This window comes from Mesorhizobium sp. 2RAF45 (assembly GCF_052115225.1).
Lineage (GTDB): Bacteria > Pseudomonadota > Alphaproteobacteria > Rhizobiales > Rhizobiaceae > Mesorhizobium > Mesorhizobium jarvisii.
On the sequence record NZ_JBFRGG010000007.1, the window covers coordinates 252,884 to 276,031 of the forward strand.

At 63.9% G+C, this 23,148-nt stretch carries 21 protein-coding genes and 1 pseudogene; 8 read left to right on the forward strand and 14 right to left on the reverse strand.

Features of this window, described 5'->3' with window-relative positions; genetic code table 11:
* Nucleotides 1–3: 3 nt before the first annotated feature.
* The 6 genes from AB4Z43_RS20520 to AB4Z43_RS20545 all read right to left on the reverse strand — a co-directional run bounded on the left by AB4Z43_RS20520 (nucleotide 4) and on the right by AB4Z43_RS20545 (nucleotide 6,116).
* Entirely contained in the window at nucleotides 4–1,497 is a 1,494-nt protein-coding gene (locus AB4Z43_RS20520) for a hypothetical protein (protein ID WP_441938816.1), read from the reverse strand.
* A 151-nt stretch (nucleotides 1,498–1,648) separates the two neighbouring features.
* Complete coding sequence (locus AB4Z43_RS20525; RefSeq protein WP_019863154.1) at nucleotides 1,649–2,674, reverse strand: glycosyltransferase family 2 protein; 1,026 nt, start codon at nucleotides 2,672–2,674, stop codon at nucleotides 1,649–1,651.
* Nucleotides 2,675–2,784: 110 nt separating this feature from the next.
* Complete coding sequence (locus AB4Z43_RS20530; protein WP_064984673.1) at nucleotides 2,785–4,215, reverse strand: sensor histidine kinase; 1,431 nt, start codon at nucleotides 4,213–4,215, stop codon at nucleotides 2,785–2,787.
* Nucleotides 4,212–4,886 carry a response regulator transcription factor gene (locus tag AB4Z43_RS20535; protein ID WP_038644477.1) on the reverse strand — a complete coding sequence of 225 codons (675 nt, stop codon included), beginning with the start codon at nucleotides 4,884–4,886 and terminating at the stop codon, nucleotides 4,212–4,214. Before AB4Z43_RS20535 ends, AB4Z43_RS20530 begins: the two co-directional genes overlap by 4 nt.
* 49 nt (nucleotides 4,887–4,935) lie before the next feature.
* Nucleotides 4,936–5,322 (reverse strand): hypothetical protein, encoded by a 387-nt coding sequence (locus AB4Z43_RS20540; RefSeq protein WP_051726711.1) that lies wholly within the window; start codon nucleotides 5,320–5,322, stop codon nucleotides 4,936–4,938.
* Nucleotides 5,323–5,498: 176 nt separating this feature from the next.
* The gene (locus AB4Z43_RS20545; RefSeq protein ID WP_038644480.1) at nucleotides 5,499–6,116 is read right to left on the reverse strand and encodes an outer membrane protein; all 618 of its coding nucleotides are present in this window, start codon (nucleotides 6,114–6,116) and stop codon (nucleotides 5,499–5,501) included.
* A gap of 435 nt (nucleotides 6,117–6,551) precedes the next feature.
* On the opposite strand from AB4Z43_RS20545, the gene AB4Z43_RS20550 reads away from it, so the two are divergent.
* A complete protein-coding gene (locus AB4Z43_RS20550; protein ID WP_027047739.1) occupies nucleotides 6,552–6,815 on the forward strand; it encodes a DUF6460 domain-containing protein in 264 nt (87 codons plus the stop codon).
* A gap of 104 nt (nucleotides 6,816–6,919) precedes the next feature.
* Here the strand turns inward: AB4Z43_RS20550 and AB4Z43_RS20555 are convergent, their stop codons facing one another.
* On the reverse strand, nucleotides 6,920–7,822 hold the full coding sequence (locus AB4Z43_RS20555) for a histone deacetylase family protein (RefSeq protein ID WP_027047740.1): 903 nt from the start codon (nucleotides 7,820–7,822) through the stop codon (nucleotides 6,920–6,922).
* Nucleotides 7,823–7,955: 133 nt separating this feature from the next.
* On the opposite strand from AB4Z43_RS20555, the gene AB4Z43_RS20560 reads away from it, so the two are divergent.
* A complete protein-coding gene (locus tag AB4Z43_RS20560; protein ID WP_027047741.1) occupies nucleotides 7,956–9,296 on the forward strand; it encodes an MATE family efflux transporter in 1,341 nt (446 codons plus the stop codon).
* Here AB4Z43_RS20560 and AB4Z43_RS20565 read toward each other — a convergent pair.
* The gene (locus AB4Z43_RS20565) at nucleotides 9,289–10,368 is read right to left on the reverse strand and encodes a quinone-dependent dihydroorotate dehydrogenase (protein WP_441938817.1); all 1,080 of its coding nucleotides are present in this window, start codon (nucleotides 10,366–10,368) and stop codon (nucleotides 9,289–9,291) included. The genes AB4Z43_RS20560 and AB4Z43_RS20565 overlap by 8 nt on opposite strands.
* On the reverse strand, nucleotides 10,365–10,715 hold the full coding sequence (locus tag AB4Z43_RS20570; protein ID WP_038644484.1) for a DUF952 domain-containing protein: 351 nt from the start codon (nucleotides 10,713–10,715) through the stop codon (nucleotides 10,365–10,367). Before AB4Z43_RS20570 ends, AB4Z43_RS20565 begins: the two co-directional genes overlap by 4 nt.
* A 107-nt stretch (nucleotides 10,716–10,822) precedes the next feature.
* On the opposite strand from AB4Z43_RS20570, the gene AB4Z43_RS20575 reads away from it, so the two are divergent.
* On the forward strand, nucleotides 10,823–11,257 hold the full coding sequence (locus AB4Z43_RS20575; RefSeq protein ID WP_441938818.1) for a hypothetical protein: 435 nt from the start codon (nucleotides 10,823–10,825) through the stop codon (nucleotides 11,255–11,257).
* 182 nt (nucleotides 11,258–11,439) lie between these two features.
* Nucleotides 11,440–12,099 (forward strand): response regulator transcription factor, encoded by a 660-nt coding sequence (locus AB4Z43_RS20580; protein WP_441938819.1) that lies wholly within the window; start codon nucleotides 11,440–11,442, stop codon nucleotides 12,097–12,099.
* A 17-nt stretch (nucleotides 12,100–12,116) separates the two neighbouring features.
* Here the strand turns inward: AB4Z43_RS20580 and AB4Z43_RS20585 are convergent, their stop codons facing one another.
* On the reverse strand, nucleotides 12,117–13,625 hold the full coding sequence (locus AB4Z43_RS20585; protein ID WP_441938820.1) for an MFS transporter: 1,509 nt from the start codon (nucleotides 13,623–13,625) through the stop codon (nucleotides 12,117–12,119).
* Between the two features lie 134 nt (nucleotides 13,626–13,759).
* Here AB4Z43_RS20585 and AB4Z43_RS20590 point away from each other — a divergent pair, with 134 nt between their 5' ends.
* On the forward strand, nucleotides 13,760–14,668 hold the full coding sequence (locus tag AB4Z43_RS20590) for a LysR family transcriptional regulator (protein WP_019863168.1): 909 nt from the start codon (nucleotides 13,760–13,762) through the stop codon (nucleotides 14,666–14,668).
* Between the two features lie 42 nt (nucleotides 14,669–14,710).
* Here the strand turns inward: AB4Z43_RS20590 and AB4Z43_RS20595 are convergent, their stop codons facing one another.
* Together AB4Z43_RS20595 and AB4Z43_RS20600 are read right to left on the reverse strand one after the other, a co-directional pair.
* A complete protein-coding gene (locus tag AB4Z43_RS20595; RefSeq protein ID WP_441938829.1) occupies nucleotides 14,711–15,772 on the reverse strand; it encodes an MFS transporter in 1,062 nt (353 codons plus the stop codon).
* A 165-nt stretch (nucleotides 15,773–15,937) separates the two neighbouring features.
* Complete coding sequence (locus AB4Z43_RS20600; protein WP_441938821.1) at nucleotides 15,938–16,594, reverse strand: O-methyltransferase; 657 nt, start codon at nucleotides 16,592–16,594, stop codon at nucleotides 15,938–15,940.
* A 93-nt stretch (nucleotides 16,595–16,687) separates the two neighbouring features.
* Here AB4Z43_RS20600 and AB4Z43_RS20605 point away from each other — a divergent pair, with 93 nt between their 5' ends.
* Complete coding sequence (locus AB4Z43_RS20605; protein ID WP_441938822.1) at nucleotides 16,688–17,323, forward strand: TetR family transcriptional regulator; 636 nt, start codon at nucleotides 16,688–16,690, stop codon at nucleotides 17,321–17,323.
* A gap of 33 nt (nucleotides 17,324–17,356) precedes the next feature.
* Here the strand turns inward: AB4Z43_RS20605 and AB4Z43_RS20610 are convergent, their stop codons facing one another.
* Nucleotides 17,357–20,866, reverse strand: coding sequence for a PAS domain-containing hybrid sensor histidine kinase/response regulator (locus AB4Z43_RS20610; RefSeq protein ID WP_441938823.1), 3,510 nt, complete (start codon nucleotides 20,864–20,866; stop codon nucleotides 17,357–17,359).
* A gap of 250 nt (nucleotides 20,867–21,116) precedes the next feature.
* Here AB4Z43_RS20610 and mscL point away from each other — a divergent pair, with 250 nt between their 5' ends.
* Both mscL and AB4Z43_RS20620 read left to right on the forward strand, forming a co-directional pair.
* Nucleotides 21,117–21,536 (forward strand): large conductance mechanosensitive channel protein MscL, encoded by a 420-nt coding sequence (mscL, locus tag AB4Z43_RS20615; RefSeq protein ID WP_027047745.1) that lies wholly within the window; start codon nucleotides 21,117–21,119, stop codon nucleotides 21,534–21,536.
* A gap of 231 nt (nucleotides 21,537–21,767) precedes the next feature.
* Nucleotides 21,768–22,934 (forward strand): pyridoxal phosphate-dependent aminotransferase, encoded by a 1,167-nt coding sequence (locus tag AB4Z43_RS20620; protein ID WP_441938824.1) that lies wholly within the window; start codon nucleotides 21,768–21,770, stop codon nucleotides 22,932–22,934.
* Between the two features lie 44 nt (nucleotides 22,935–22,978).
* Here AB4Z43_RS20620 and AB4Z43_RS20625 read toward each other — a convergent pair.
* Nucleotides 22,979–23,148 (reverse strand): annotated as a pseudogene (locus AB4Z43_RS20625) (5-aminolevulinate synthase); the annotation flags it as partial.

Here is a 23,148-nt window from a genome sequence, read left to right on the forward strand (position 1 = left end):
AAGTCAGGCGCCGGGGGGCAGGTAGATCACGGCGTCGTCGTCCGCATAGGCTCGCTTCCAGCCCAACTCCGCGAAGAAGGGGATGCGGGTATCGTCTGATGTAAGGAGTGCCCAGCCGATGGCGTATTTCTTCAGTTGGGCCTCGAGCAGTGGTTTTCCGTCGCTGTGTCCCGTCGCGTCCTCGGCTTTCGTGAAGCCGCCGAGGAACAACTGGTCCGTCCTGCCGTCGACATAGGTCTTGATGTCGTGGAAAATCAGCGTGCCGCCGAAATTATAGGAATTCAGCACGTTGCCGGAAAGCTGGTGATCCCGTGCGTATGCGAGGGCGCCGCTGGCCGCCGTCTTCGGGCTCGGCGCAACCTGGTAGGCACTGCCGAGGATGACGACCGCACCGACCAGCAGGACAGCGATTGCGCCGCAGATCGCGTAAAACTGGCTGGCGAAGAGTTTTTCCAGTCCGTCACGCTTTTCCGCCAGCCAGGTCGTGGTCGAGACTGTGGGGTATTGCCGGGCGACCTCGACCGCGATCACCAGGGGGATCAGCAGGAAGGGCAGATATACAAACCGCAGATGGGCGAGATAGACATGCAAGGCGAAGACGATGAACACCGCCTTGGCCCAGCCGATCCGCAGCCTCGATACTAAAAGTCCGAAAAGCGCCAACAGCATCACCGCTTCCTGGAAGACCTGCTCCTGCGCGTTGAACGCCCGCCACTCCAGGATGAGTGGCACCGCCTCGTTGCCATAGGCCACCGTGAACGTCGCCAGGATGGCTTTCATCCCATAGGGATGCATCAGGCTGACCAGCGGACAGAGCAGGCCGAAAGCAACCCATTTTGCCAGGAGGGCGGGTTTCGACAAGCCCGAGCGCGCCAGGAGATCGAGCCCGGCAAAGGCAGCAATGACGAAGCTAAGGGTGAACGTGGCATGAAGGTTGGCCCACAAGACCACAAGCACGAGCAGCCACAAAGGCGGGGCTCTCTCTTCCTGCGCGGCGCGAAACAGCATTGCCGTCCAGACGACGATGATCGGCAAGGTGAAGACGTGTGGACGAGCCGTATAGATCGGGGCGATCAGCAAAGCCGCGGCGAAGGCCAGCGCTATCGCCAGTGTCGGCTTCAGCCATGCGCTGAGGAACCATCCCATCAGGAAGACCGTCAAGCTGACCGTGGCGATGATCAGTGTGACGACGCCATTCCAGCCGCCGGCACGGTAGGCGAGGGCCAGAAAGACCTGCCCCAGCCATTCCTTGGCGATCCAGGGCTGACCGGCGAACGTATAGGAATAGGGGTCGACGACGGGAAACGTCCGGTTGTCCAGAAAGTCCAGCCCGACCTTCACTTGCCACCAACTGTCGGGATCCTGAAGCATCGCGCTGGCAGAGGTGGCAAGCCAATAGGCCACCAGGCAGGCGCAGAGAAGGCAAAGTATCAGCCTGCTGCGTTGCGCGTCCCCGAGCGATGGCGTCGCCGTCGCGATTGCAGCGGCCTGGGTCATGTCACGGCTCCAGGTGACGGTGTCGCCTTCGCGATTGCGATGAGGCCTGCATACATGACGGCGCCAAAGCGCAGCATCCGCGAGACGTCAAACGGAAGAGCCGACCGCATCCTGCCCATGCCGTTCCCCTTGCATCCGCTCGACCTTCGCCTCAGCCACGCGCGGCTCTTTTCGCCATCTCCTGCAGGCGATGGACGGGCAGGTCGCTGTCCTTGGCCGGCTGGTCGCGCGAAACGATTTCGTTAACGAAGTAGAGCGGCCGCCGCTTCGTCTCCATGTACATGCGGCCGAGATACTCGCCGAAAATGCCGAGCACCAGAAGCTGGACGCTGCCCAGGATCAGCATGATCGCGGCAAGGCTCGTCCAGCCGGGCACCACGTTGCCCCTGGACCATTCAAGCAGTGTATAGCCGAGCACGACCAGGCCGAGCAGGCCGAACATCATCCCCAGCATCGAGGCAAACCGCAAAGGCACGATCGAAAAGCTGGTCATCGCGTCGACCGCCAGCAGGATCATCTTCTTCAGCGGATAGTGGGTGGTGCCGGCAAAGCGGCGGTGCCTCTCATAGGGGAAGGCGACCTGCCTGAGCCCGATCCAGCTCACCATGCCGCGAATGAACCTGTAGCGTTCGGGCATCGCATTCAGATGGTCGAGCGCCCGGCGGCTCATCAGCCGGAAGTCTCCGGAGTCCGGTGCGATCTCGACATCGACCATCCGGCCGAGCAGGCGGTAGAACATCGAGGCGGAGGCCAGCTTGAACCAGCCTTCACCGTCGCGCTTCACCCTCTGGCCGTAGACGACATCGAAGCCTTCATCCATCTTCGCCATCATCGCGCCGAGCAATTCGGGCGGATCCTGGAGATCGGCGTCGAGAATGAGGATGCGCTCGCCGCGGCAGAATTCCAGCCCCGCGCTCAAGGCGATCTGGTGGCCGTAATTGCGGGCAAGGTCGATGGCGACGACATGGTCGTCCTTTTCGGCCAGTTCGAAAATGGCCTCGCGGGTGCCGTCGGTCGCCCCGTCGATGACAAGCACGATCTCGTAGGAATGGCTTTGCTCAAGGCATACGGCGCTGACGCGTCGGTGAAGCTCGGCCACGCCGTCACGCTCATTGTAGCATGGCACGACGACCGAAAGCGTGACCGCGCGGCGCGCGCCGATTTTTCCCGTTCCCACCAAAGCCTGGCTCCCGCTCTTGGAATGGCAATAGCGGCAATTGGTTAGAAAACAGATAAGCCAGGGATCGACATGGGGGCTTCGGCCGGCCGAGACGATGGCTCGGCACGTCACGAACGCACCGGCAACTCCATGCGGATGCGGGCGCCGCGCCAGGAGCCCGTCAGGATGCGGATCGTCCCGTCATGCAGCAGCGCGATCTGCCGGGCGAGGTTCAGTCCCAGCCCCGCGCCGCGCGACTGCGGCTGCAAGCGATAGAAGGGCTCGAAGACGTTCTCGCGCTCTTCCGCGGGAATGCCCGGCCCTTCGTCGCGCACCTCGATTCCACCGGCCTCGTCGATGGCGATCGTGATCGTGCCGCTGCCGCCGCCATGCTCGATCGCGTTGCGCACGAGGTTGGCGAGCGCCCGGTCGATCTGCAGGACATTGATTTCTACTCGGGCCTTGTTTGGCGACGGCTCGAAGGCAAGGTCATAGCCAGCCTCGATGGCCAGCGGTGCGAAGTCGGCCGCCACCCGGCTGACGAGATCGTCGAGATCGACGATCTGGCGCTGGTCCGACGAGCGGTCGAGCAACTGATGGTCGAGCAGTTGCTGGGCAAGATGCGACAGGCGTTCGATATCTTGCAGCAGCCGGGCGCTCTGTGGCTCCTGCTTCAGCAATTCAGCGCGTGTGCGCAGGATGGCGATCGGCGTGCGCAGTTCATGCGCCGCGTCGGTGAGGAAGCGGTTGTGGCGGTCATAGCCGTGGGCGAGGCGGGCAAGCGCCTCGTTGAAGGCATGCACGAGCGGCGCGATTTCCTGCGGCACCTGCTTGACCGGCAGTTGCATGGCGCGGGTGCCGATGTCGATGCGCGCTGCCTGGCGGACCGTTTCGACAAGGCCGGCGAAGGAACGGCGCACCACGGCTGGCGTCGTCACCAGCGTCGTCGCGCCCATGACGAGGATTATGGGCAAAAGCAGGATCGCGATGACGAGCGCGAGGGCCGGCAGGGCGCGCTCCCAATTCCTGCTGCCGTCTGGATTGCGGGCGACTTCGACAGTGGCCGAAATGTTGATCTCGAGGCCGTCTGTCTGTTGGCGCGACGACTGCGTCGCGGCGACGATCTGCACCGTGCCGGCCTTGGTCGACGCGTTTTCGATAAAGGCTTCCGGCCGCATGTCCTTGTCGGAGAATCCGATCGTGGCGTGATCGGCCCTGTCAAGCAGCTCGCCGAAGCCTTTGGTGTAGATGTCGGGTATGTTGCCGGCACGGACGCTCCCGCCGCTGCCGTCGCGAACGATGTACCAGACATTGGGGAAGCTCTCGCGAAACGCGGTGAGTTCTTCCGTTTCACGCACGATCAGCCTGCCGTCCTTGTCCCGGTCGACCGCATCCTTGACGGCCGCGACGGCGGCCTCATTGTCGATCAGCAGGCGCGGGTTGGCGATCCAAAGGGCTGCCGCGCAAAGCACGATGAAGATGAGCAGCGTCGCCGCCTGCAGCAGGATCAGCCGCCGGACCAGGATCCATTGCAGCGAGCCGGTACGGACCTTCTTCACGAGACCGCCCGCAGAAGATAGCCGAGGTTGCGGATCGCCCGGATCTCGATGCCGGCGGCGACATCGTCGAGCTTGCGGCGCAGCCGCGAAATATGCGCATCGAGCGCATTGGAGCCGATCTCGTCGTCGAACGCGTAGACGGCCTCTTCTAGCGCGCTGCGCATGATGGTCCGGCCCGGCCGGCGGAGCAGCGTTTCAAGCACCAGCCTCTCGCGCCGCGGCAGATCGAGCGCCTGGTCCTCGATCAGCGCTTCGCGATGGCGGAAATCATAGGTGAGGCGGCCGACCATCGTCTGGTTGGCGCGCGAGGTGAACGAGCGCCGGTGCAAGGCATGAAGCCGCGCGACGAGTTCCACCGTGGCGAAGGGCTTGACCATGTAATCGTCGGCGCCGGCATCGAGCCCGGCGACCCGGTCGTCCAACCCGCTCATCGCCGTCAGTGCGATGACAGGCACATCCAGATGCAAGGCACGCAGGCGCGGTATGAGGCTGAGACCGTCGCCATCCGGCAGCCGGCGGTCCAGCACCACCGCGTCGTGATAGCCCAGGCGGGCCATCGCCTCGGCATCGGCCAATGTCGCTGCATGGTCGACGATGATGTCCACACGCTCGAGCGCGGCCTTCAGCACGGAGGCCATTTCCGGTTCGTCCTCGATCAACAGGACGCGCATGAATAGTCTCCTTTATCCGCGGCCGGTCCGGGTCTGCGGCCGCGGCAATTCATTCGCATTCCAGCTTTGGCTGGCGGAAATTGGTGATGAACCAGCGGCCGCCGGAAGCGCGGGCATAGAATGTGTAGAAGCATTCCTGACGCTCGATATAGCCGGGCGTCTCGGTCTCTTCATAGACGGTTCCGTGCTTTGTCTCGCGAACCTCGCCGCTCGATGTTCCGGAAACCGCCGACGTCGACACCTTGCGCCACTGATAGGCGCGCTCACCCTGGCCAAGATCGACGATCGCCGTGGGCGGACCATAATCAAGGACGACCGATTCGACCGGCTGCCCGACATAGTTCTTCATGATGTCGGAGGCACAGCCTGCGAGCGCGATTGCGATGAAAAAGACCTTCGGGGCCTGTGTCAGGAGGCTGGCGCCATGCGTGGACATATTGGAACAGATTCCCATGGTGAAAATTCACGCACGGACCTAGATCGCGAAGATTGCATCGACATTGCAGCGCGGCGCGGGAAGGGCGCCATTGCGGAAAAAGCCGCTGTGCGGTGGATATCGAGACACCGGATTGCGCTGTGCCCAGCGGCATCGCGCAATCCGGTTCGCTCGTACTAGAACCGGTAGTTGATGCCGGCCTTCAGTTCATGGCTGCCGATCGTCGTCTTCGACGTGCCAAGAGCCGATGTCGTCTCGACGCTGGGGGTGCGGACATAGTCGTACTCGACCTTGGCGGACAGCCCGCCGGCGAAGCCCTGCTCGATGCCGGCGCCCAGGAGGTAGCCGACCTTCCATCCGTCGGTGCTGCTGACGTTGTCGCCCTTGTCGAACTTGGTCAGGGCCACACCGCCGGTGCCAAACAGCAGCGTCTGGTCGAAGCTCAATCCAGCCTTGGCCTTGGCGGCACCGCGCCATTTCTCCTTGATCTTGCCGCCCTGGACGTCGTGTTCGGCGCCGCCCAGATAGGAGCCTTCGATCTCGGCGCCGAGAACCGTGGGACCCATCTGCTGGTTGTAGCCGGCCTGGACCCCGCCGCTGAAGCCATTGCGGCCTGCAAACGGGTTTGGCATCCCGGTGGACGCCGTGCCGCCATGGACGCCGACATAGGCGCCGCTCCACTGGAAGGCGGGCGGGTCGTTGTAGGTGGGTGAAAGGTCGGCGGCCATCGCCGGCCCGAGAAGGCAAAAGGCGAGGCCAGCCGCCGTCAGGACGATCTTTACTCGAGAGGACACAGCATTACTCCAACACAAACGCGCATCCAGCAATCGACACGCAGGTTAACTCCCGAGGAGCTTGGCCGTTAGGGCGGTCAGGCTCCGGTTTGGTGTCTTTCAGGGTGGCTGCACGGCCCTGAGACTGGCGTTCGCCAGCTGTGGTAGGGGGGCGGAGCGCCGCGCAACCAGTCACCTGAAAGACGCCGACTGTCTCGCAAGTGAAAATTGCACGCACATTGCGCGAAATCGAAAAATGACGATTTTGTGCTTTATTTTCAACAAATTAAAATGATCTTGTTTACCTATATTTAAGAATTGCGAGCCGTCTGAGGCTCGGCGTCTCGATCACCTGTTCCAGGCTTCCCCGGGCACAACCGCGCTTGATGGATGGCCGCCAAGCACGTATCTCTGGGCCATGCCTGTGAGTCTGGGCATCTCAATCGGGAGACGACCTTGTCCGCACTGACGCGCTTCCTCGGCGACTCGCCGCTCAGGGTGATCCTGAAGCTGCTGGTGGTGTCGTTCCTCGTCGGCCTTGTCATGAATGCCTTCGGCTGGTCGCCGATGGATGTCTTCTACGGCATCCAGAAGTTCTTTATCGACCTCTGGAACCTGGGCTTCCACGCCATTGACCGCTTCCTCGGCTACATCCTGCTTGGTGCCGCGATCGTCGTGCCGGCTTTCATCCTGCTCAGGATCGCCAACTATCGGAAGTGATTTTTAGAGCAATTCCAGGAAACGCGCGTAGCGCTTTCCCTTGGGAATTGCGTCAAAACAAAGAGTTAGAGCGGTTCGCCGTTTCCGTAAAACGGTGAACTGCTCTAGGCGCAGGCCGAGGCAACCTCGAACAGGATGGCGTGCCGTGCGGCAAGGGCCGGCACATCAGTGGAATAGCCGCCGCCGATGACGCCGCAGACCGGAATGCCGAGCGCACGAAAATGGCCGATGACCATCTCGTCGCGGGCGCGCAGGCCGTCATTGGAAAGCGCCAGCCTGCCAAGCCGGTCCTCGGCGTGGACGTCGACGCCGGCGTTGTAGAAAACGATGTCCCAGCGCGCCCGGGCCGACAGCTCCGGCAGGATCGTGGCCAGCCTCCGGAGATAGCCGGCATCGCCCGTGCCGTCGGGAAGCGCGATGTCGAGATCGGAGGCGATCTTGCGCACGGGATAGTTGCGCTCGCCATGCATGGAGAAGGTGAACACGCCTGGCTCGTCTCCCAGAATGTCCGCGGTGCCATCGCCCTGATGCACGTCGAGATCGACGACCAGGATGTTTTGCGCGGCACCCTCGCCGAGCAGCACCAGCGAGGCCACGGCAACGTCGTTGAAGGTGCAGAAGCCGGCGCCTTGCGCGCGCCGCGCATGATGGCTGCCGCCCGCGGTGTTGCAGGCGATGCCATGGCGCAAGGCGAGCCGCGCCGCCAGCATCGTGCCGCCGGTGGCAAGCTGCGCGCGCAGCGAAACGCGGGGGCCGACCGGAAAGCCGATCTCGCGTTCGATTTTTTCCGGCACCGAACAGCTGATGACCTGGTCGACATAGTCGGCGGCATGGGCAAGCTTCAACCATGATGCAGGCGCCGGCTCAGCCGTGTTGAGCGCTTCAGGCCTGGCCAGGCCGCGTGCGCGCAAAGCCTCCATCAGCAGCGGGTACTTGCTCATCGGGAAGCGATGGTTGGTGGCAAAGCCGGCGTCGTAGTCGGGGTGGTGGACGATCTGCAGGGGCATGAACAGAATCCGGCGGCTTCGCGCCAGACCGGGATTTCGGTTGGCCATCGCGGGAAGAATGATTGCGCGGTGGCCGGAAAATGGGGCACATCGGCTCTTCGATCAAGCCGCAAATCAGCAAGGCAGCAATCCCTTGGACAAGGGCGCAACTCCAGTCGACGCCAGATCTTTTGTCGTCACCAACCGTTCCGTGCTCGCCATAGCGGTGCCAATGACACTCGCCTATTTGACCACGCCGATGCTCGGCCTGGTCGACACAGCTGTTGTCGGCCAGTTCGGCGACGCGGCTCTTCTCGGCGGCCTTGCGGCGGGCGCGCTCGTTTTCGACGTCGTCTTCACCAGCTTCAATTTCCTGCGTTCTGGCACCACCGGCCTCGTTGCCCAGGCTTTCGGGCGTGGCGACGCGCTGGAGGAACAGGCGGTGTTCTGGCGCGCCGTGCTGATCGCGGTCGTTGCCGGCATCGTGCTGGCGGCGCTTTCGCCGCTGATCGCTATCGCAGGCCAATGGTTCATGGGCGCCGAACCGCGCGTCAGCGAAGCGATGGGCGTCTACATCAGGATCAGGCTGCTTGCCGCACCGTTCTCGCTGATCAACTACGCCATTCTCGGCTATGTGTTGGGGCGTGGCGAGGGCGGGCTCGGCCTTGTGCTGCAACTGGTGCTCAACGGCATCAACATCGCGCTCTGCTTCCTGCTTGGCCTGGAGCTTGGCTGGGGCGTTGCCGGCGTCGCCTGGGCGACCGTCACGGGCGAATTCCTGGCCATGCTGCTGGGCCTCGCCATCGTGGTCCGCCGCTTCCGCGCGACCTCGCCCTTGCCGCGCCATCGGCTGCTCGACATGGCCGCCTTCCTGCGCATGCTGTCGCTCAACCGCGATATCATGATCCGCTCGTTCTCGCTGCTTGCCGCCTTCGCACTGTTCACCCGCCAGGGCGCGCAGTTCGGCACGGTGACGTTGGCCGCCAACGCGGTGTTGATGAACTTCTTCCTTGTCGCCGGCTATTTCCTCGACGGATTTGCCACCGCGGCCGAGCAGCTCGCGGGCCGCGCCGTCGGCGCGCGCGCCGAACAGCCCTTCCGGCAGGCGGTGCGGCTGACCCTGTTCTGGGGGTTAGGGCTGGCCGGCGCCGCGACCCTGGTGCTGCTGTCGGCAGGCGCCAATCTGGTCGCCATCGTCACAACCTCGCAGGAGGTGCGCTCCGTGGCCGACATCTATTTGCCCTGGGCGGCGTTCACCGCGCTGAGCGGCGTGCTGGCGTTCCAGATGGATGGCGTCTTCATCGGCGCAACCTGGTCGCGCGACATGCGCAACATGATGTTGCTGTCGTTCCTGGTCTTTGCCGTCGCGCTGCTGACGCTGGCGCCTGCCTTCGGCAATCATGGCCTGTGGGCGGCGCTGCACGTTTTCCTGCTGGCGCGCGGTTTCAGCCTGCTGACCATTTTGCGGCTGCGGGTGCGGACGGCGTTCAGCTGAGCGGCTTGGACGCCCACCGATCGAGGTGGCTGTCGCGCAATTCGCCAATGGACTTCAACCGCTCCGCCTCGCAAAAGCGTGCCATGCCGGCGACGATACGGCCCGGCAGCGCGGGTCCGGCATAGATCATGCCGGTGTAGAGCTGCACCAGATCGGCTCCGGCGCGGATTTTCTCCAGCGTGGTCTCGGCGGAATCGACGCCGCCGACCCCGATGATGGCGATGCCCGGCCCGAGCAGCTTGCGCATCTTCGCCAGCACGGTGGTCGAGCGTTCGAACAGCGGTTTTCCCGAAAGCCCGCCGGTTTCGCGTGCGACGTCGCCGCTGCGCAGCGGCGGCCGCGAAATGGTGGTGTTGGAGACGATGATGCCGTCGATCCGTTTTTCAATAACCTCGGCGGCGATATCCTCCAGCTCGGCCTCGACCAGATCCGGCGCGATCTTGAGGAAAATGGGCGGCTGGGCTGCGGCTGACGCACGCGCGGCCATGAAACGCGACAAGAGTTCGCCGAGCTGCTCGCGTGCTTGCATGTTGCGCAGGCCGGGCGTGTTGGGCGAGGAGATGTTGACCGTGAGGTAGCTGGCATAGGGGGCAAAGCGGGTGACGCCGCGCTCATAGTCGCCGATGCGATCGGCGCTGTCCTTGTTGGCGCCGATGTTGACGCCGACAATGCCGGAACGTCCCTTGCGCGCGGCAAGGCGTCTTTCAGCCGCCGCATGACCTTCATTGTTGAAGCCCAGCCGGTTGATCACGGCTTCATCCGCCGTCAGCCGGAAGATGCGCGGCTTCGGATTGCCGGCCTGCGACAGCGGCGTGACGGTGCCGACCTCGGCAAAGCCGAAGCCAAGGCTAAGCAGTGCGTCGGGCACCTCGGCATTCTTGTCGTATCCGGCCGCCATGCCGAGCGGGTTGGGGAAATCGAGGCCGCAAAGGCTGACCTTCAGCCTGATGTCGCGCACCGTCCGCACGCCGGCCGGCAGGCCGCAGCGCAGCGCTGCGATCGACAGGCCGTGCGCGGTTTCAGGATCGAAGGTGAACAGCAGCTTCTGGCCGAGCCGGTCGAGCACGCTCATTGGCCCTCCAACGGCGGGAATTGATGCGTACCGTCGGCACCGAGCGGCAGCGGCCGCACCCATTTGACGGTATCCAGCTCCAGCACACCGTAAAGATGCGGAAACAGCGCGCCGCCGCGTGAAACCTCGTATTTCAGGGCGTCGCCCAGGCTGACTTCGTCGACGGCGACCAGCAGAAGGTCTGTCTGGCCGGAAAAATGCCTTGCCGCGGTTTCCCGGACCTGCGCCGCCGTGGAGAAATGTATGAAGCCGTCGGCGACGTCGATCGGCGCGCCGGTGAAGCGGCCACTGGCTTCGGCCTCGCGCCAAAGCGCTTGCGGGGTTATCTTGTAGATAAACTGAGACATGGTTGCGCTATAGTCCGAACCAGTCGTGCGGGGAAGACCACGCCAAAGGTCTTCGCCATTTCCGGCGCAAACATGCGATATTTCAAGCCTTGGCCATGGAGGACAACATGCGTCTGCAACACATCTTGATCCCCGCCGCGCTGGTTTCACTGGTCGCGGTATCTGCTTATTCGGAAGAGACCGACCGCTACCGGCTGGAAAAATCCGCCAACGGCTATGTCCGCATGGACACGCAGACCGGTGCGATGTCGATCTGCGAGGAACGCTCGGGTCAGCTCGTCTGCAAGGTGGCGGCCGACGAACGCGCCGCGTTCCAGGACGAAATCGACCGCCTGCAGACCTCGATGAAGGCAATGGACGAGCGCGTCACCAAGCTGGAGAATTCGCTCTCCGTCCGCCTCGAATCGAAACTGCCGAGCGAGGAGGATTTCAACAAGACGATGAGCTATATGGAGCGCTTCCTGCGCGGCTTCATGGGCATCGTCAAGGATATGGACAAGGACAATGGCGGCGGCGCCCAGCTCAACTCGCAGAAGACCTGAGCTTCCGGCAGCGCCGCGCGTCCTTTTGGACGCGCAAAGGACGCTGTAGCACTTTGATCTTGCGAAGTAGGGAAAACGCGGCGCGCTGGTTTTGCCGCTTGAAAACCGCGCGCTGCCCCTCATAATCGTCCGACTGGTCCCGAAAAGCTTAAAAATCATCGACGGGATTCGGGGAGGAACATTTGCCGTCAGGCTATTCTTTCGTCATCGCCGACGATCACCCGCTGTTTCGCGGCGCGCTGCGCGAGGCGCTTGCCGGCATCGGCAATGTCGCCGCCATCCACGAGGCCGGCGATTTCGAAAGCGCCAAGGCATTGGTCGTGGCCAATGAGGATGTCGATCTGGTGCTGCTCGATTTGTCGATGCCGGGCGCCAGCGGCCTCTCCGGCCTGGTCTCGCTGCGCGGCATTCATCCTGCGGTACCGCTGATCGTGGTCTCGGCGCATGACGATCCGACGACCATCAGGCGGGCGCTCGATCTCGGCGCATCCGGCTTCATCTCCAAATCGGCCAGCATGGAGGAGATCCGCAACGCCGTGCAATCGGTGCTGGCCGGCGACATCGCCGCGCCCGTCGGCGTCGATCTCGGTGTCGAGCGCGATCCCGAAATATCGGACCTGATCAAGCGGCTGCAGGCGCTGACGCCGCAGCAGACCCGCGTGCTCGGCATGCTGGCCGAAGGCTTGCTCAACAAGCAGATCGCCTATGAGCTCGGCGTTTCCGAGGCGACCATCAAGGCGCATGTCTCGGCCATCCTGCAGAAGCTCGGCGTCGACAGCCGCACCCAGGCGGTGATCCTTCTGTCCAAGATCGGCACCGACCCGTTGCAGACCAACAGCTGAGCGTCTGCGTCGCCCGTTCAATCGGGACACTGAACCTCCGTCCGCACAGGTCGGGCGTTGAAGCTCACGAAACTGATGGCGGCCATCATCCAGACGCCGATGCCGCCATAGAGCATCACCCAGCCAAAGCCGTTGCGCAGTGCATTGTGGACAACGGAATCGGCAAGACCGGGGTTGGGATTTCCGGCAGCGATCCCGCCGGCGAAGTGACGCAGCTGGCTGGGGTCGAGGTCGGGCAGTGCTGTGCTCAGATGCGCCAGCACGCCGCTTGCCAGGATGAAGCCCATCACCGCTATGTTCACCGCCAGCGAAACCATGCGGGCGCTCATGTCGATGCCCGAGGCCATGCCCGCCCGGTCGCTCGAAACGGAGCCCGTCGTGGTGTTGGTGACGGGCGTGTTGGTGATGCCAAGACCGGCTCCGGCGATCAGGCAGCCGGGCAACATCGTCAACCAGTCAGGCCGCGCGGCGGCGCTGCCGAACTTCATCAGGATGAAACCGACGCCGATGATGGCAAGCCCGGCCGGAATGATGATGCCGGGCTGGTAGCGCAGCGAAAGCCGCTCCGCCAGGGGCGGCATGACGAGCGTCGGCAGCGTGTAGGCAAGCAAGGCAAGACCGGTCGAGACGCTGTCATAGCCCAGTCCGGCATGAAACCAGATCGGCAGGTAGATCATGAAAGGCCAATAGGAGAGGTTCATCGCCGCCGAACCGACGATGGCGCCCGAAAAGGGCCGGATCCGGAAGACCGAGAAGTCGAACATGGGCCGCTTGCTGACCCGCTCGGCGATGAAGAAGGCGATGAAGCTCGCGATCGAGAGGCCGAGGATCGTCAGCGCGGCCGGACTGGCGAAGCCGAGATCCGGTCCCTGGGTGATATAGAAGACCAGGCAGAAGACCGACGGCGACAGCGTCACGATGCCCGCAAGGTCGAGCTTGCCCGCCTCCGGATCCTTCGATTCGTGGACGCCGGTCCAGGCCAGCACGAACGCCACGGCGGTTGCCGGCACGTGGATGAGGAACACCCATTCCCAGCTCGAGACCGCGACGATGCCACCGCCGATGATGGGTCCGAAGCCGAGGCCGACACCGAAGATCACGCCCCACCAGCCCCAGGCGACGGCGCGCTCACGCCCTTCCCTGAATTCGTGCGACAGCACGGCGAGCTGGCAGATCAGCATCGCGCCGCCGCTCAAACCCTGCAGGAACCTGGCGACGATCAAGGTCGATACATCGTCCGCCAGGCCGCAGATCAGCGACGTCAGGCCGAAGGCGGCGATGGAGACCAGGAAGACGCGCTTGCGTCCGTAGCGGTCCGCGATGGTGCCGACCGCCATCAGCACGGTGGTGACCGCGATCGTGTAAGCGTTCATCACCCATTGCAATTGCCTGAAGTCGGCATGCAGCTCTTGCTCCAATGTCGGCAGGATGGTGGGAATGCTCGAAATCTCCAGCCCGAACGTCAGGCACGCCAGGCATGCGGCGGACAGAACGACGATGCCTCGACGGGTCAGGGCAGTGGGCATGATCAAACCTTTCGACTTCTTGGGCAGGACGAACCGGTATGACGGCCGCCACGCCAAGCCAGACTAGGGCAGGCTTGATCATTTTAGAATTGCATGGTTGGCTATTTCAGAGACAACAAAGCGAGATAACTGACATGACGCTGGACGTAGATGCGGTGAAAGCTTTCGTCGCCGTCGCCGAGTTGCGCAGTTTTACGCGCGCGGCCGAGGCGCTTGGCAGCACGCAAGGCGCAATCAGCGTCAAGCTGAAGCGGTTGGAGGATCGGGTGGGGCAGAAGCTGATCGAGCGGACGCCGCGACTGGTGCGCCTTTCAGCGCGTGGTGCGGTGTTCCTCGAACCGGCGCGCGAGCTGCTCGCCGCGCACGACCGTGCCGTCGCCAGTCTCGCTGCTGTTCGCCGCCATTTTCGGCTGGGCATTGCCACCCATGTCGGCGGTGCCGAAGTGCCGACCTTGCTGGCACGCCTCAATGCGCATGATCCGGCCTTGACCATCGAGGTGCGGCTTGACGATACACGCGAGTTGATTGCTGCGTTCGATCGCGGCGAGCTCGATGCCGCGATCGTCCGGCGCGAGAACGACCGCCGCGATGGTGAGGTGCTGGCGCCCGAACATTTCGGCTGGTACGCCACGCCGGATTTCGTCTACCGCGCCGGCGAGCCACTGCGGCTGGCCGCCTCCGCCCCATCCTGCAGCATCCGCGACGTCATCACCGGCACGCTCGATGCGGTTGGAATACCGTGGACGCAGGTTTTCCTCGGCTGCGGATCCTTCGCCGTTGCCGAGGCCGTTTCCGCCGGCCTCGCAGCCGGGGCCTTCTCGTCTCGCCTGGTTCCGCCCGGCACCATCGAGGTCAGCCGCAAATTCGGCCTGCCGCCGTTGCCGGCGTCGGAGATCATGCTTTTGTCCACGCTCTCGGACGCTCAATCGCGTGATGCGTTGCGCACCCTTGCCATGGCGTTTCGCGAGCATCGTCCGTCCGCGGCGGCCAACGGCGCGAGGCCCCGGTTCCGCAGTTCGCAGATGGTCGACAACCCCGTCTGAGGTTTCCGACCCGTGTCTGCGCGATGATGTCGAACGACTATCTCAGCGATAGTTTTCGACGGCTGAGCCCAGTTGCGGCGTGGCATCATCCTCGGTCGGCCGCGAAGGGCGCCGCGCACGGCCTATCGCGGCGCCAAGGCCGAGCGATGCGATCGCCACCAGCGGGATGCCGGCGATCCAGGGCAGGCGTGGCGCCTGCGCGTAGAGCGCCGTGCCGATCGATGGCCCAAGCGAGTCCTTGAGGTCGACCGCCACCGACGAGGCCGCCATGTAGGAGGCGCGTCGCGCGGGCGGCGCCAACGCATTGACGGCGGTCGGCACCAATGGCCCGACCAGCATCTGCGCGATCGAGCACAGGCTGACGGCTCCGATCAGCGTCAGCATCGCCGGCGAGGCGGCGAGCAGTGCAAAGGCGAGGATCGTCGCCAGGCCGGCACCGACCGTCAACCAGAGAGCGGATCGCACCTCGACCAGGCGGCTGACCAGCATCTGCAGGCCGACCGTCAGCGCGGCGGCATAGGCGAACAGTGCGCCGACGCCGGATGGCGTCAGCGTCGCGGCATCCTGCGCATAGAGCGGGATCACCGCCTCGATCCAGTTGCCGGCGACCTCGAACAGCATGACCCAGAGCAGCAGCTTCGCCAGCCGGCCGTCGCGGAACGCCGGCAGCAGCGCGGACAGCCCTTCCTCTTCATCGTCCCCACCGTCGAGGCGATCGTCGCCGGCGGCGCGGCCAATGCCGCTCGTCTCGTTCAGGGCGAAGAGCATCACGATCCCGCCCAGCACAAGTATCGTGCCGCCGGCGAGGAAAACGCTGCGTAGCGATACGAGCGCAAGCAGGGCGCCGCAGGCCGGCCCGAGAATCTGCCCGACGCTCGAACTCACGCGCGCCAGGCTGAACCAGCGCGGATGGGCGGATGGCGGGGTCACGTCGGCGATCGCGGTCAAGATCGTCGGATGAAGCACCGATTCGCATATGCCGGTCGCAAGCAGAACGATCGCGGTAACGGCGACGCCGTGCACAAAGAACAGGGCCAGGAAGCCGGTGCCGACGCCGAGCGAGGATGCAATCAGCACCGGCCGCCGGCCGACGCGGTCGGCTATGAGGAAGGAAGCATGTTGATCATGACGTCACCTGCGCATGGTGGCCTGACTTTGGTCGACGGCCCGGGGTTCGCGCGTTGATTGACGTGAACGCCTACGGTCGCCCTGGAGCGACAGGGAGGTTTGAGCCGCGTGGTAGAATCCCAGACGGCGATGGGGCCGGCTTCAGCCGAGCCGCACCGACAGTTCGACGTCCTCGCCGAACGGCGTGGACATGTAGCCCGATGCCGGCGAGCGCACCCGTTCCAGATATTCAGGCGAGAAATCGGCATTGTCGGCGATGACCAGCGCGCCTGGCCGCAAGCGGCTCTCGACCAGGCTGAGGATCTCCGGATAGATCGCCTTGGCGCCGTCGAGCAGCAAGAGGTCGATCGTTTCGGGCAGGTCGGCGCTCAGCGTTTCAAGCGCGTCGCCTTCGCGGATCTCAACCAGGTCGATGAGGCCGCCCTCGACCAGATTGGCCTTGGCCCGCATCGCCTTGGACGGCTCGAATTCGGTGGTGATCAGGCGACCGCCGCCATTATCGCGCAGCGCCGCGGCAAGATAGAGCGTCGAGATGCCGAACGAGGTGCCGAATTCGATGATGATGCGCGCCCCGCTGCTGCGCGCCAGCATGTAGAGCAGCGTGCCGGTCTCCGGCGAGATCGCCAGCCAGAGGTCCTTCAACCGTCCGTAGAAATCGAGATATTCGGTCTTGCTGTTGAGCAGGCGCGCCCGTTCCTCGTGCGAGAGTGCGGCCACCGCCGGACTGGTCGCGGCATTGGCTTCTTCGAACAGGCGGGCGAGCAGCGGGGCCAGCGGGACATTGGTCAGCGTCGTCATGAAAGTCTCCGGTCGAAATGGCTGCGTGCTTGTGTTGTGCCGAAAAATACGAATAATCCTTCAGGTTTCCAATTCGCATTGCCGAGCCGCGACATGACCGGACGCCCAAGCCCTTCGATTTCCTCACGAAAACAGCCCAAACAGGCTCGTGCCACGGACCTTGTCGCGGCGATTTTGCAAGCTGCTGTTCAGGTTTTGGAGAAGGAAGGCGCGCAGCGTTTCACCACCACGCGGGTGGCGGAAAAGGCTGGGGTCAGCGTTGGCTCGCTCTATCAGTATTTCCCCAACAAGGCGGCGCTTCTGTTCCGGCTGCAGAGCGACGAATGGCAGCAAACGACCGACCTGCTGTGCCGTATTCTCCAGGAGGTCGAGAAGCCTCCCCTCGAACGGTTGCGCGTCCTGGTTCATGCCTTTGTCCGCTCGGAATGTGAAGAAGCGGCAGTGCGTGGCGCGCTCGACGACGCGGCACCGCTTTATCGGGACGCGCCCGAGGCGCAAGCGGCGAGGGCTTCGGCGCAGCGAACGGTCGAGATATTCATGCAGGAGACACTACCAGAGGCCCCGGATGCCACCCGAGCCTTGGCCGGCGACCTGGTCATAACGATGCTCAGTGCGGGGGGACGGGAATTTTCCGCAAGTCCGCGAATGCCGGCGGAGATCGAGACCTATTCCGATGCCATAGCCGATATGTTCTGCGCCTACCTCAGGAGCCTGGGGCACAGGGCTTGAGATAGCCAGCCGTGGCCGGCCGGCCCGTTGGCGTCACTCAGCGGCAGATGCCAGCGGCCTCACCCTGGCCATCATCGAGCGCAGCACCGCCGGTTTCAGCGGCTTGTTGATCACCGCAATATCGAACCCGCCTGCCGCCGCCCGCACCTCGTTGGACCGGTCGGCGGTGACCAGCACGGCGGCCAGATCGTTGCCATGGGTCGCCCGCAGTCGGGCGATGATGTCGAGGCCGGTTTCGCCGTCGAGATGGTAGTCGGCAAGCACGATATCCGGGCGATGTATTGCGGCCTTCTCCAGATCCCGGGAGCCGGACACGGTATCGACCTTGCATCCCCAGCCTTCGAGCAGCAGCCGCATGCCCTCGAGGATGCGGGCGTCGTTGTCGATGCAGAGCACATGCAGCCCGGCGAGCGAAGCCGCGGCACGGGCGGGAGCCTTGGTTTCGACCTCGCGTCGCGGCTCCTGCACCGCCGCGACGGGCAGGATGACGGAAAAGCGCGTGCCCTTGCCCGGATTGGAGAAGATGCGGATTTCCAGCCGAAGCACCCGGGCGATGCGGTCGACAATGGAGAGCCCAAGGCCGAGACCTTCGGCTTCGCGCGCCCCTTCATCGAGCCGGGTGAATTCATGGAAGACCGTGTTCAGCTTCTCGCCGGCAATGCCGATGCCGGTATCGATCACCTGGATCTCCGCCAGTTCGCCGCGCCGCCGCACGCCGACCAGGATGCGGCCCCTGCGCGTGTACTTGATGGCGTTCGAGACCAGATTCTGGATCAGGCGGCGCAGCAGATTGCGATCGGTCACCACCGTTAGCGAAGACGGCATGATCGTCAGGCCGAGCTTTTTCTCGGCGGCCATTGGCCGAAAATCATTGCCGATCTGGCGCAGCAAACCGTCGAGGTTGAAGGCGGTATCGTCCGGCTTCATCGCGCCGGCATCGAGGCGCGAGATGTCGAGCACGGCGCCGAGAATCGTCTCGACCGATTCCAGCGAGGATTCGATGTTGACCGCCGCCTTGCCTGCTGGGCCCTTGCCGGCCTTCTCGATCAGCGAGGAGCAATAGAGCCGGGCGGCGTTCAGCGGCTGCAGGATATCGTGGCCGGCGGCGGCGAGGAAGCGCGTCTTGCCGAGATTGGCCTCCTCGGCCAGCATCTGCGCCTGCGCCAGTTCCTCGTTGACCCGGGTCAACTCCTCGTTGACGCTAGTCAGCTCGATGGTGCGGGTTTTCACGCGCTGCTCCAGCGATTCATTGGCGCGCTTTAGCGCCAGATCCTGTTCGACGCGCCCGGAAATGTCGGCATAGGTGGCGACGATGCCGCCATCCGGCATCGGATTGGAGCGCAGTTCCAGGATGCGGCCGCTGGTCTTCAGTTCCATCTGCCAGGGGCTGACGAAACTGGTCAGCCGGTTGAGCGTCGTCACGCGCTGGTCGGCGGGGATGTCGCCGCGCTCGGCGAGATGGCGCAGGATCTGATCGAGCGAGACGCCGACCTGGCCCATCTCGTCGGGCAGGTCGAACAGCACCCGGTATTGGCGGTTCCAGCAGATCAGCCGGAAATCGCGGTCGAAGACGGTGATGCCCTGTTCCATCTGGTCGAGCGCGATCTGCAAGAGGTCGCGGTTGTGCTGCAGCGCCTCGGTGGCGTCGTCGAGCAGGCGGAAGGCATCCCTGGATTCACGGTCATGGCGCCGGAACAGCAGCGACAGGATCAGCCGCGCCGAGGAGGAGCCGACGGCGCTGGCCAACAGCTGCTCTGAGAAGCGGATGACGTCCATGCTCGCCTGCTCCTTGCCGTGCAGCGAGGTGCCGTTGGTCTTCTCGAACGACTGGAAAGAGCGCTCGGTGCGCTCGACGCCGAGGTAGCGGGCGATCGCGTCCTTGAGGTCGTTGACGGTGATGGCGGTGCGGAAGCGGCGCAGGCTCGGCATCGGACCGGCGTCGCGTGGCACGAAGATCGACGCCTGGATGCGCTCCAGCGGCACCGACGCGCGCGACAGCGAGCCAAGGACAAAAAACAGCGTGTTGATCGACAGGCTCCACAACACGCCGTGGTTCAGCGGCTCGGCCACGGTACCGAACAGGGCTTGCGGGCGCAGCGCCTCGAAGCCGAAGAGCCCGTGCACGACGATGTCGGTGTCGGGCGCGACAAGCGAGGGCAGGAGCAGCGTGTAGCCCCAGACGATGATGCCGGCGACCATGCCGAGTGCGGCACCCCTGCCATTGGCGCCGCGCCAGATCAACCCGCCGATCAGCGCCGGCGCGAACTGCGCGATGGCCGCGAAGGACATCAGGCCGATCGACGACAGCCGCGCTGAGTTGGTGCTTTCGCGATAGTAGAGGAAGGCGATGAACAACAGGATGAAGATCGCCCCGCGCCGCACATTGAGGATCAGCGTCGACCAGTCCTCGTTCTCGGAGGTCGAGGTCTTGAGCAGGCGGCGCACGAACAGCGGAATGACGAGGTCGTTGGAGATCATGATCGACAGCGCCACGCTTTCGACGATCACCATGGCCGTTGCCGCCGACAGCCCACCGATGAAGGCGGCCATGGCCAGCACGTCGTGGCCGCTGAACAGGGGCAGCGACAGCACATAGAGATCGCTGCTGGTGCCGGTGCCGACCAGCGACAGGCCGGCAAAGGCGATCGGCAGCACGAACAGGTTGATCGCCACGAGGTAGAGCGGAAACACCCAGGTCGCGGTACGCAACTCGGCCTCGCCGCGGTTCTCGACGATGGTGACGTAGAACTGCCGCGGCAGCATGACGATGGCAAAGCCGCTCAGACAAGTCAGCACCAGCCAGGTGGCGAGCGAGGTGTTGTAGCCCATCGCCTGGCGCACCTGAGCATTCTGCGCCAGCTTGGCGAACATGTCGCCCGGGCCGCCGAAGATCAGGAAGGTGACCATCAGGCCGATCGCCAGGAAGGCGGCGAGCTTGACGACGGTTTCGACCGCCACCGCCAGCACCAGCCCGTCCTGGTGTTCGGTGGCGTCGGCATGGCGGGTGCCGAACAAGACGGCAAACAAGGCCAGCAGCATGGCGACGACCAGCGATATGTCGCTGACGAACGGATCGAAGGAGGGCGGCGACCCCGTATAGTGCTCGACCATCAGGCTGACCGAACCGGAAATCGCCTTCAGCTGCAGCGCGATATAGGGCACCGCCCCGATGGTGGCGATCAGCGTGGCGATCGCCGCGACGGTGAAGCTTTTGCCGTAGCGCGCGCCGAGGAAGTCGGCGATCGAGGTGATCTTCTCGGTCTTGGCCAGCCGCACGATGCGGTTGAGCAGCGGAAAGCCGAACACGAACACCAGCACCGGGCCGGTATAGATGCCGAGGAATTCGAGCCCGCGTTCGGAGGAGAGCCCGACCGAGCCGAAGAAGGTCCACGAGGTACAATAGATCGCCAGGCTGAGTGCATAGATGAAGGGTCGCGCACGACCGGGCCCGGAGATGGCCGAGCGGCGGTCGCCCAGGCTGGCGATGGCGAACAGCAACGTCACATAGGCGATCGCGATGATGACGATGAACAAGCCTTGCACGCCTGGAATTTCCTCCTTTGCCGTCTTTTTATCCGGCTTATCCGAACGCAATCACAGCTTGGCGCCGGAGTCCATTGCGGCTTTGGGCGCATGAAGCGCGTGATTTCTCGAGGTTGACGCAGGGGAGGGAGAAAGCGGTTGCTTTCTCCTTTTTGCCCATGTTGCAACCGGAGGTTTTTGTTATGTTGTCGCCGGGTCGATGCCGCAAGGACGGAACGGCAGCGCGGCCGGTCATGACAAGGAGGGTCGAATGCTGAAAGAATTCCAGGAATTCATTTCCAAGGGTAACGTGATGGACTTGGCCGTCGGCGTCATCATCGGCGCGGCCTTCGGCAAGATCGTCACTTCGCTGGTCGATGATGTCATCATGCCTTTCATTGGCGCGCTCGGAGGGGTCGATTTCAACAACTACTTCATTGGCCTGTCGCACAACGTGACTGCGACAAACCTTGAAGATGCGCGCAAGCAAGGCGCTGTCTTTGCCTATGGCAGCTTCATCACGGTGGCGCTGAACTTCCTGATCATCGCCTTTGTCATCTTCCTGATGGTCAAGGGGGTGAACAATCTGCGCCGGCGGCTCGAGCGCGAGAAGCCGGCTGCCCCGGCCGCACCACCCCCCGCCGATGTCGCGCTCCTCACCGAAATCCGCGATCTGCTCGCCAAACGATAATTCAGCCGACCATTGCTGGACCAAAACCCCGGTCGTTCGCGGCTGGGGTTTTCTGTTTTCGTATCTGGTAAAGAGCGGCAAGCCTAGAGCAATTCCAGGAAAAGTGTGAAACGGGTTTCCTAGGGAAACCGCGTAGCGCTTTCCCTGGGGAATTGCGTTAAAACAAAGAGTTAGAGCGGTTTGCCGTTTCCATGAAACAGTGAACTGCTCTAAGGGAAAACGGATTTGTCCATGAGCCTGATCGATAGCTTTCGCGCCGAAGCCCGCGCCGCACCGGAAAGCGGCATTGTCGCCGTCGTCAACTACGGTCGCCTGCGCGAGGGCCTGATCCCGTTATGGGCCGGCGAGGGCGACCTGCCGACACCCGCCTTCATCACCGATGCCGCGTCGAAGGCGCTGGCCGGCGGCGAGACGTTCTACACCTGGCAGAGGGGCATCCCCGATCTCAGGCAGGCGCTGGCACGATACTACGCCAGGCATTTCGGCAAGACGTTCCCGGAGGAGCAGTTCATCGTCACCGGATCCGGCATGCATGCCATCCAGATGTCCCTTACCGCTCTCGCCGGCGCCGGCGACGAGGTGATCTATCTGTCGCCGGCCTGGCCGAATTTCGACGCCGCCGCCGCCCTGTCGGGAGCCGTTCCGGTGCCCGTCACGCTCGATCATTCCGGCAATGGCTGGTCCTGCGACGTCGAGAAGATCGCCGCGGCGATCACGCCGCGCACCAAGGCGCTGTTCATCAACACGCCGTCGAACCCGACCGGCTGGACCGCCGATCACGAGACCTTGCAGGCGATCCTCGACCTGGCGCGCGCCCGGAACGTCTGGATCATCGCCGACGAGATCTATTCGCTGTTCCACTATGGCCATGGCCGTGCGCCGTCCTTCCTCGACATCGCGACGGAGGAAGACCGCATCCTGTTCGTCAACTCCTTTTCCAAGAACTGGGCGATGACCGGCTGGCGCGTCGGCTGGATCAAGACGCATCCGAGCCTGCAGCAGGTGTTCGAGAACCTGATCCAGTATTCGAATTCCGGCGTTGCCCAGTTCATGCAGCGCGGCGCGGTCGCAGCTCTTGACGAGGGCGATGGCTTCGTCGCCGAACAGGTGGAGCGGGCGAGAAAAGCGCGCGACCTGGTCTGCGGTATTCTCGGCGCCACCGGCAGCGCTCGGTTTACCGTGCCGCAGGGCGCCTTCTATCTGTTCTTCGCCGTCGACGGCATCACCGATTCCCGCGCCGCCGCCTTCGACATCGTCGACAAGGCCAATGTCGGCCTGGCACCCGGCACCGCCTTCGGCCCCGGCGGCGAAGCCTTCCTCAGGCTGTGCTTCCATCGCCGCCTCGACCAGGTCGAGGACGCCGCGCACCGGCTGGCGAAATGGATGAGGACTGTCTAGTCGACTTGCGTCGGCCGGCAGTCGAACAGCGTTTCAAATGGGCTTCAGCCGCCTGACTTGGGCACCAGCAGCGGAACGATCCGGTCGCTTTTGGCGACCGAGGGCCGTCCTGCCGAGCCGTAGGGAATGCCGAGCGCGTCCCATGTCTCGACCAGCGCGTCCTGCAGTCCAGCGATCAGCGCATCCGAATGGAACGGCGTCGGCGTGATGCGCA

Excerpts from the sequence above, each read along its gene's own strand:
- AB4Z43_RS20535 (WP_038644477.1), bottom strand. The coding sequence starts at position 4,886 with ATGCGCGTCCTGTTGATCGAGGACGAACCGGAAATGGCCTCCGTGCTG.
- mscL (WP_027047745.1), top strand. The coding sequence starts at position 21,117 with ATGCTGAAAGAATTCCAGGAATTCATTTCCAAGGGTAACGTGATGGAC.
- AB4Z43_RS20600 (WP_441938821.1), bottom strand. The coding sequence starts at position 16,594 with ATGACGACGCTGACCAATGTCCCGCTGGCCCCGCTGCTCGCCCGCCTG.
- AB4Z43_RS20565 (WP_441938817.1), bottom strand. The coding sequence starts at position 10,368 with ATGAGCGTGCTCGACCGGCTCGGCCAGAAGCTGCTGTTCACCTTCGAT.
- AB4Z43_RS20540 (WP_051726711.1), bottom strand. The coding sequence starts at position 5,322 with ATGTCCACGCATGGCGCCAGCCTCCTGACACAGGCCCCGAAGGTCTTT.
- AB4Z43_RS20555 (WP_027047740.1), bottom strand. The coding sequence starts at position 7,822 with ATGCCCCTGCAGATCGTCCACCACCCCGACTACGACGCCGGCTTTGCC.
- AB4Z43_RS20570 (WP_038644484.1), bottom strand. The coding sequence starts at position 10,715 with ATGTCTCAGTTTATCTACAAGATAACCCCGCAAGCGCTTTGGCGCGAG.
- AB4Z43_RS20605 (WP_441938822.1), top strand. The coding sequence starts at position 16,688 with ATGACCGGACGCCCAAGCCCTTCGATTTCCTCACGAAAACAGCCCAAA.
- AB4Z43_RS20590 (WP_019863168.1), top strand. The coding sequence starts at position 13,760 with ATGACGCTGGACGTAGATGCGGTGAAAGCTTTCGTCGCCGTCGCCGAG.
- AB4Z43_RS20520 (WP_441938816.1), bottom strand. The coding sequence starts at position 1,497 with ATGACCCAGGCCGCTGCAATCGCGACGGCGACGCCATCGCTCGGGGAC.
- AB4Z43_RS20585 (WP_441938820.1), bottom strand. The coding sequence starts at position 13,625 with ATGCCCACTGCCCTGACCCGTCGAGGCATCGTCGTTCTGTCCGCCGCA.
- AB4Z43_RS20575 (WP_441938818.1), top strand. The coding sequence starts at position 10,823 with ATGCGTCTGCAACACATCTTGATCCCCGCCGCGCTGGTTTCACTGGTC.
- AB4Z43_RS20620 (WP_441938824.1), top strand. The coding sequence starts at position 21,768 with ATGAGCCTGATCGATAGCTTTCGCGCCGAAGCCCGCGCCGCACCGGAA.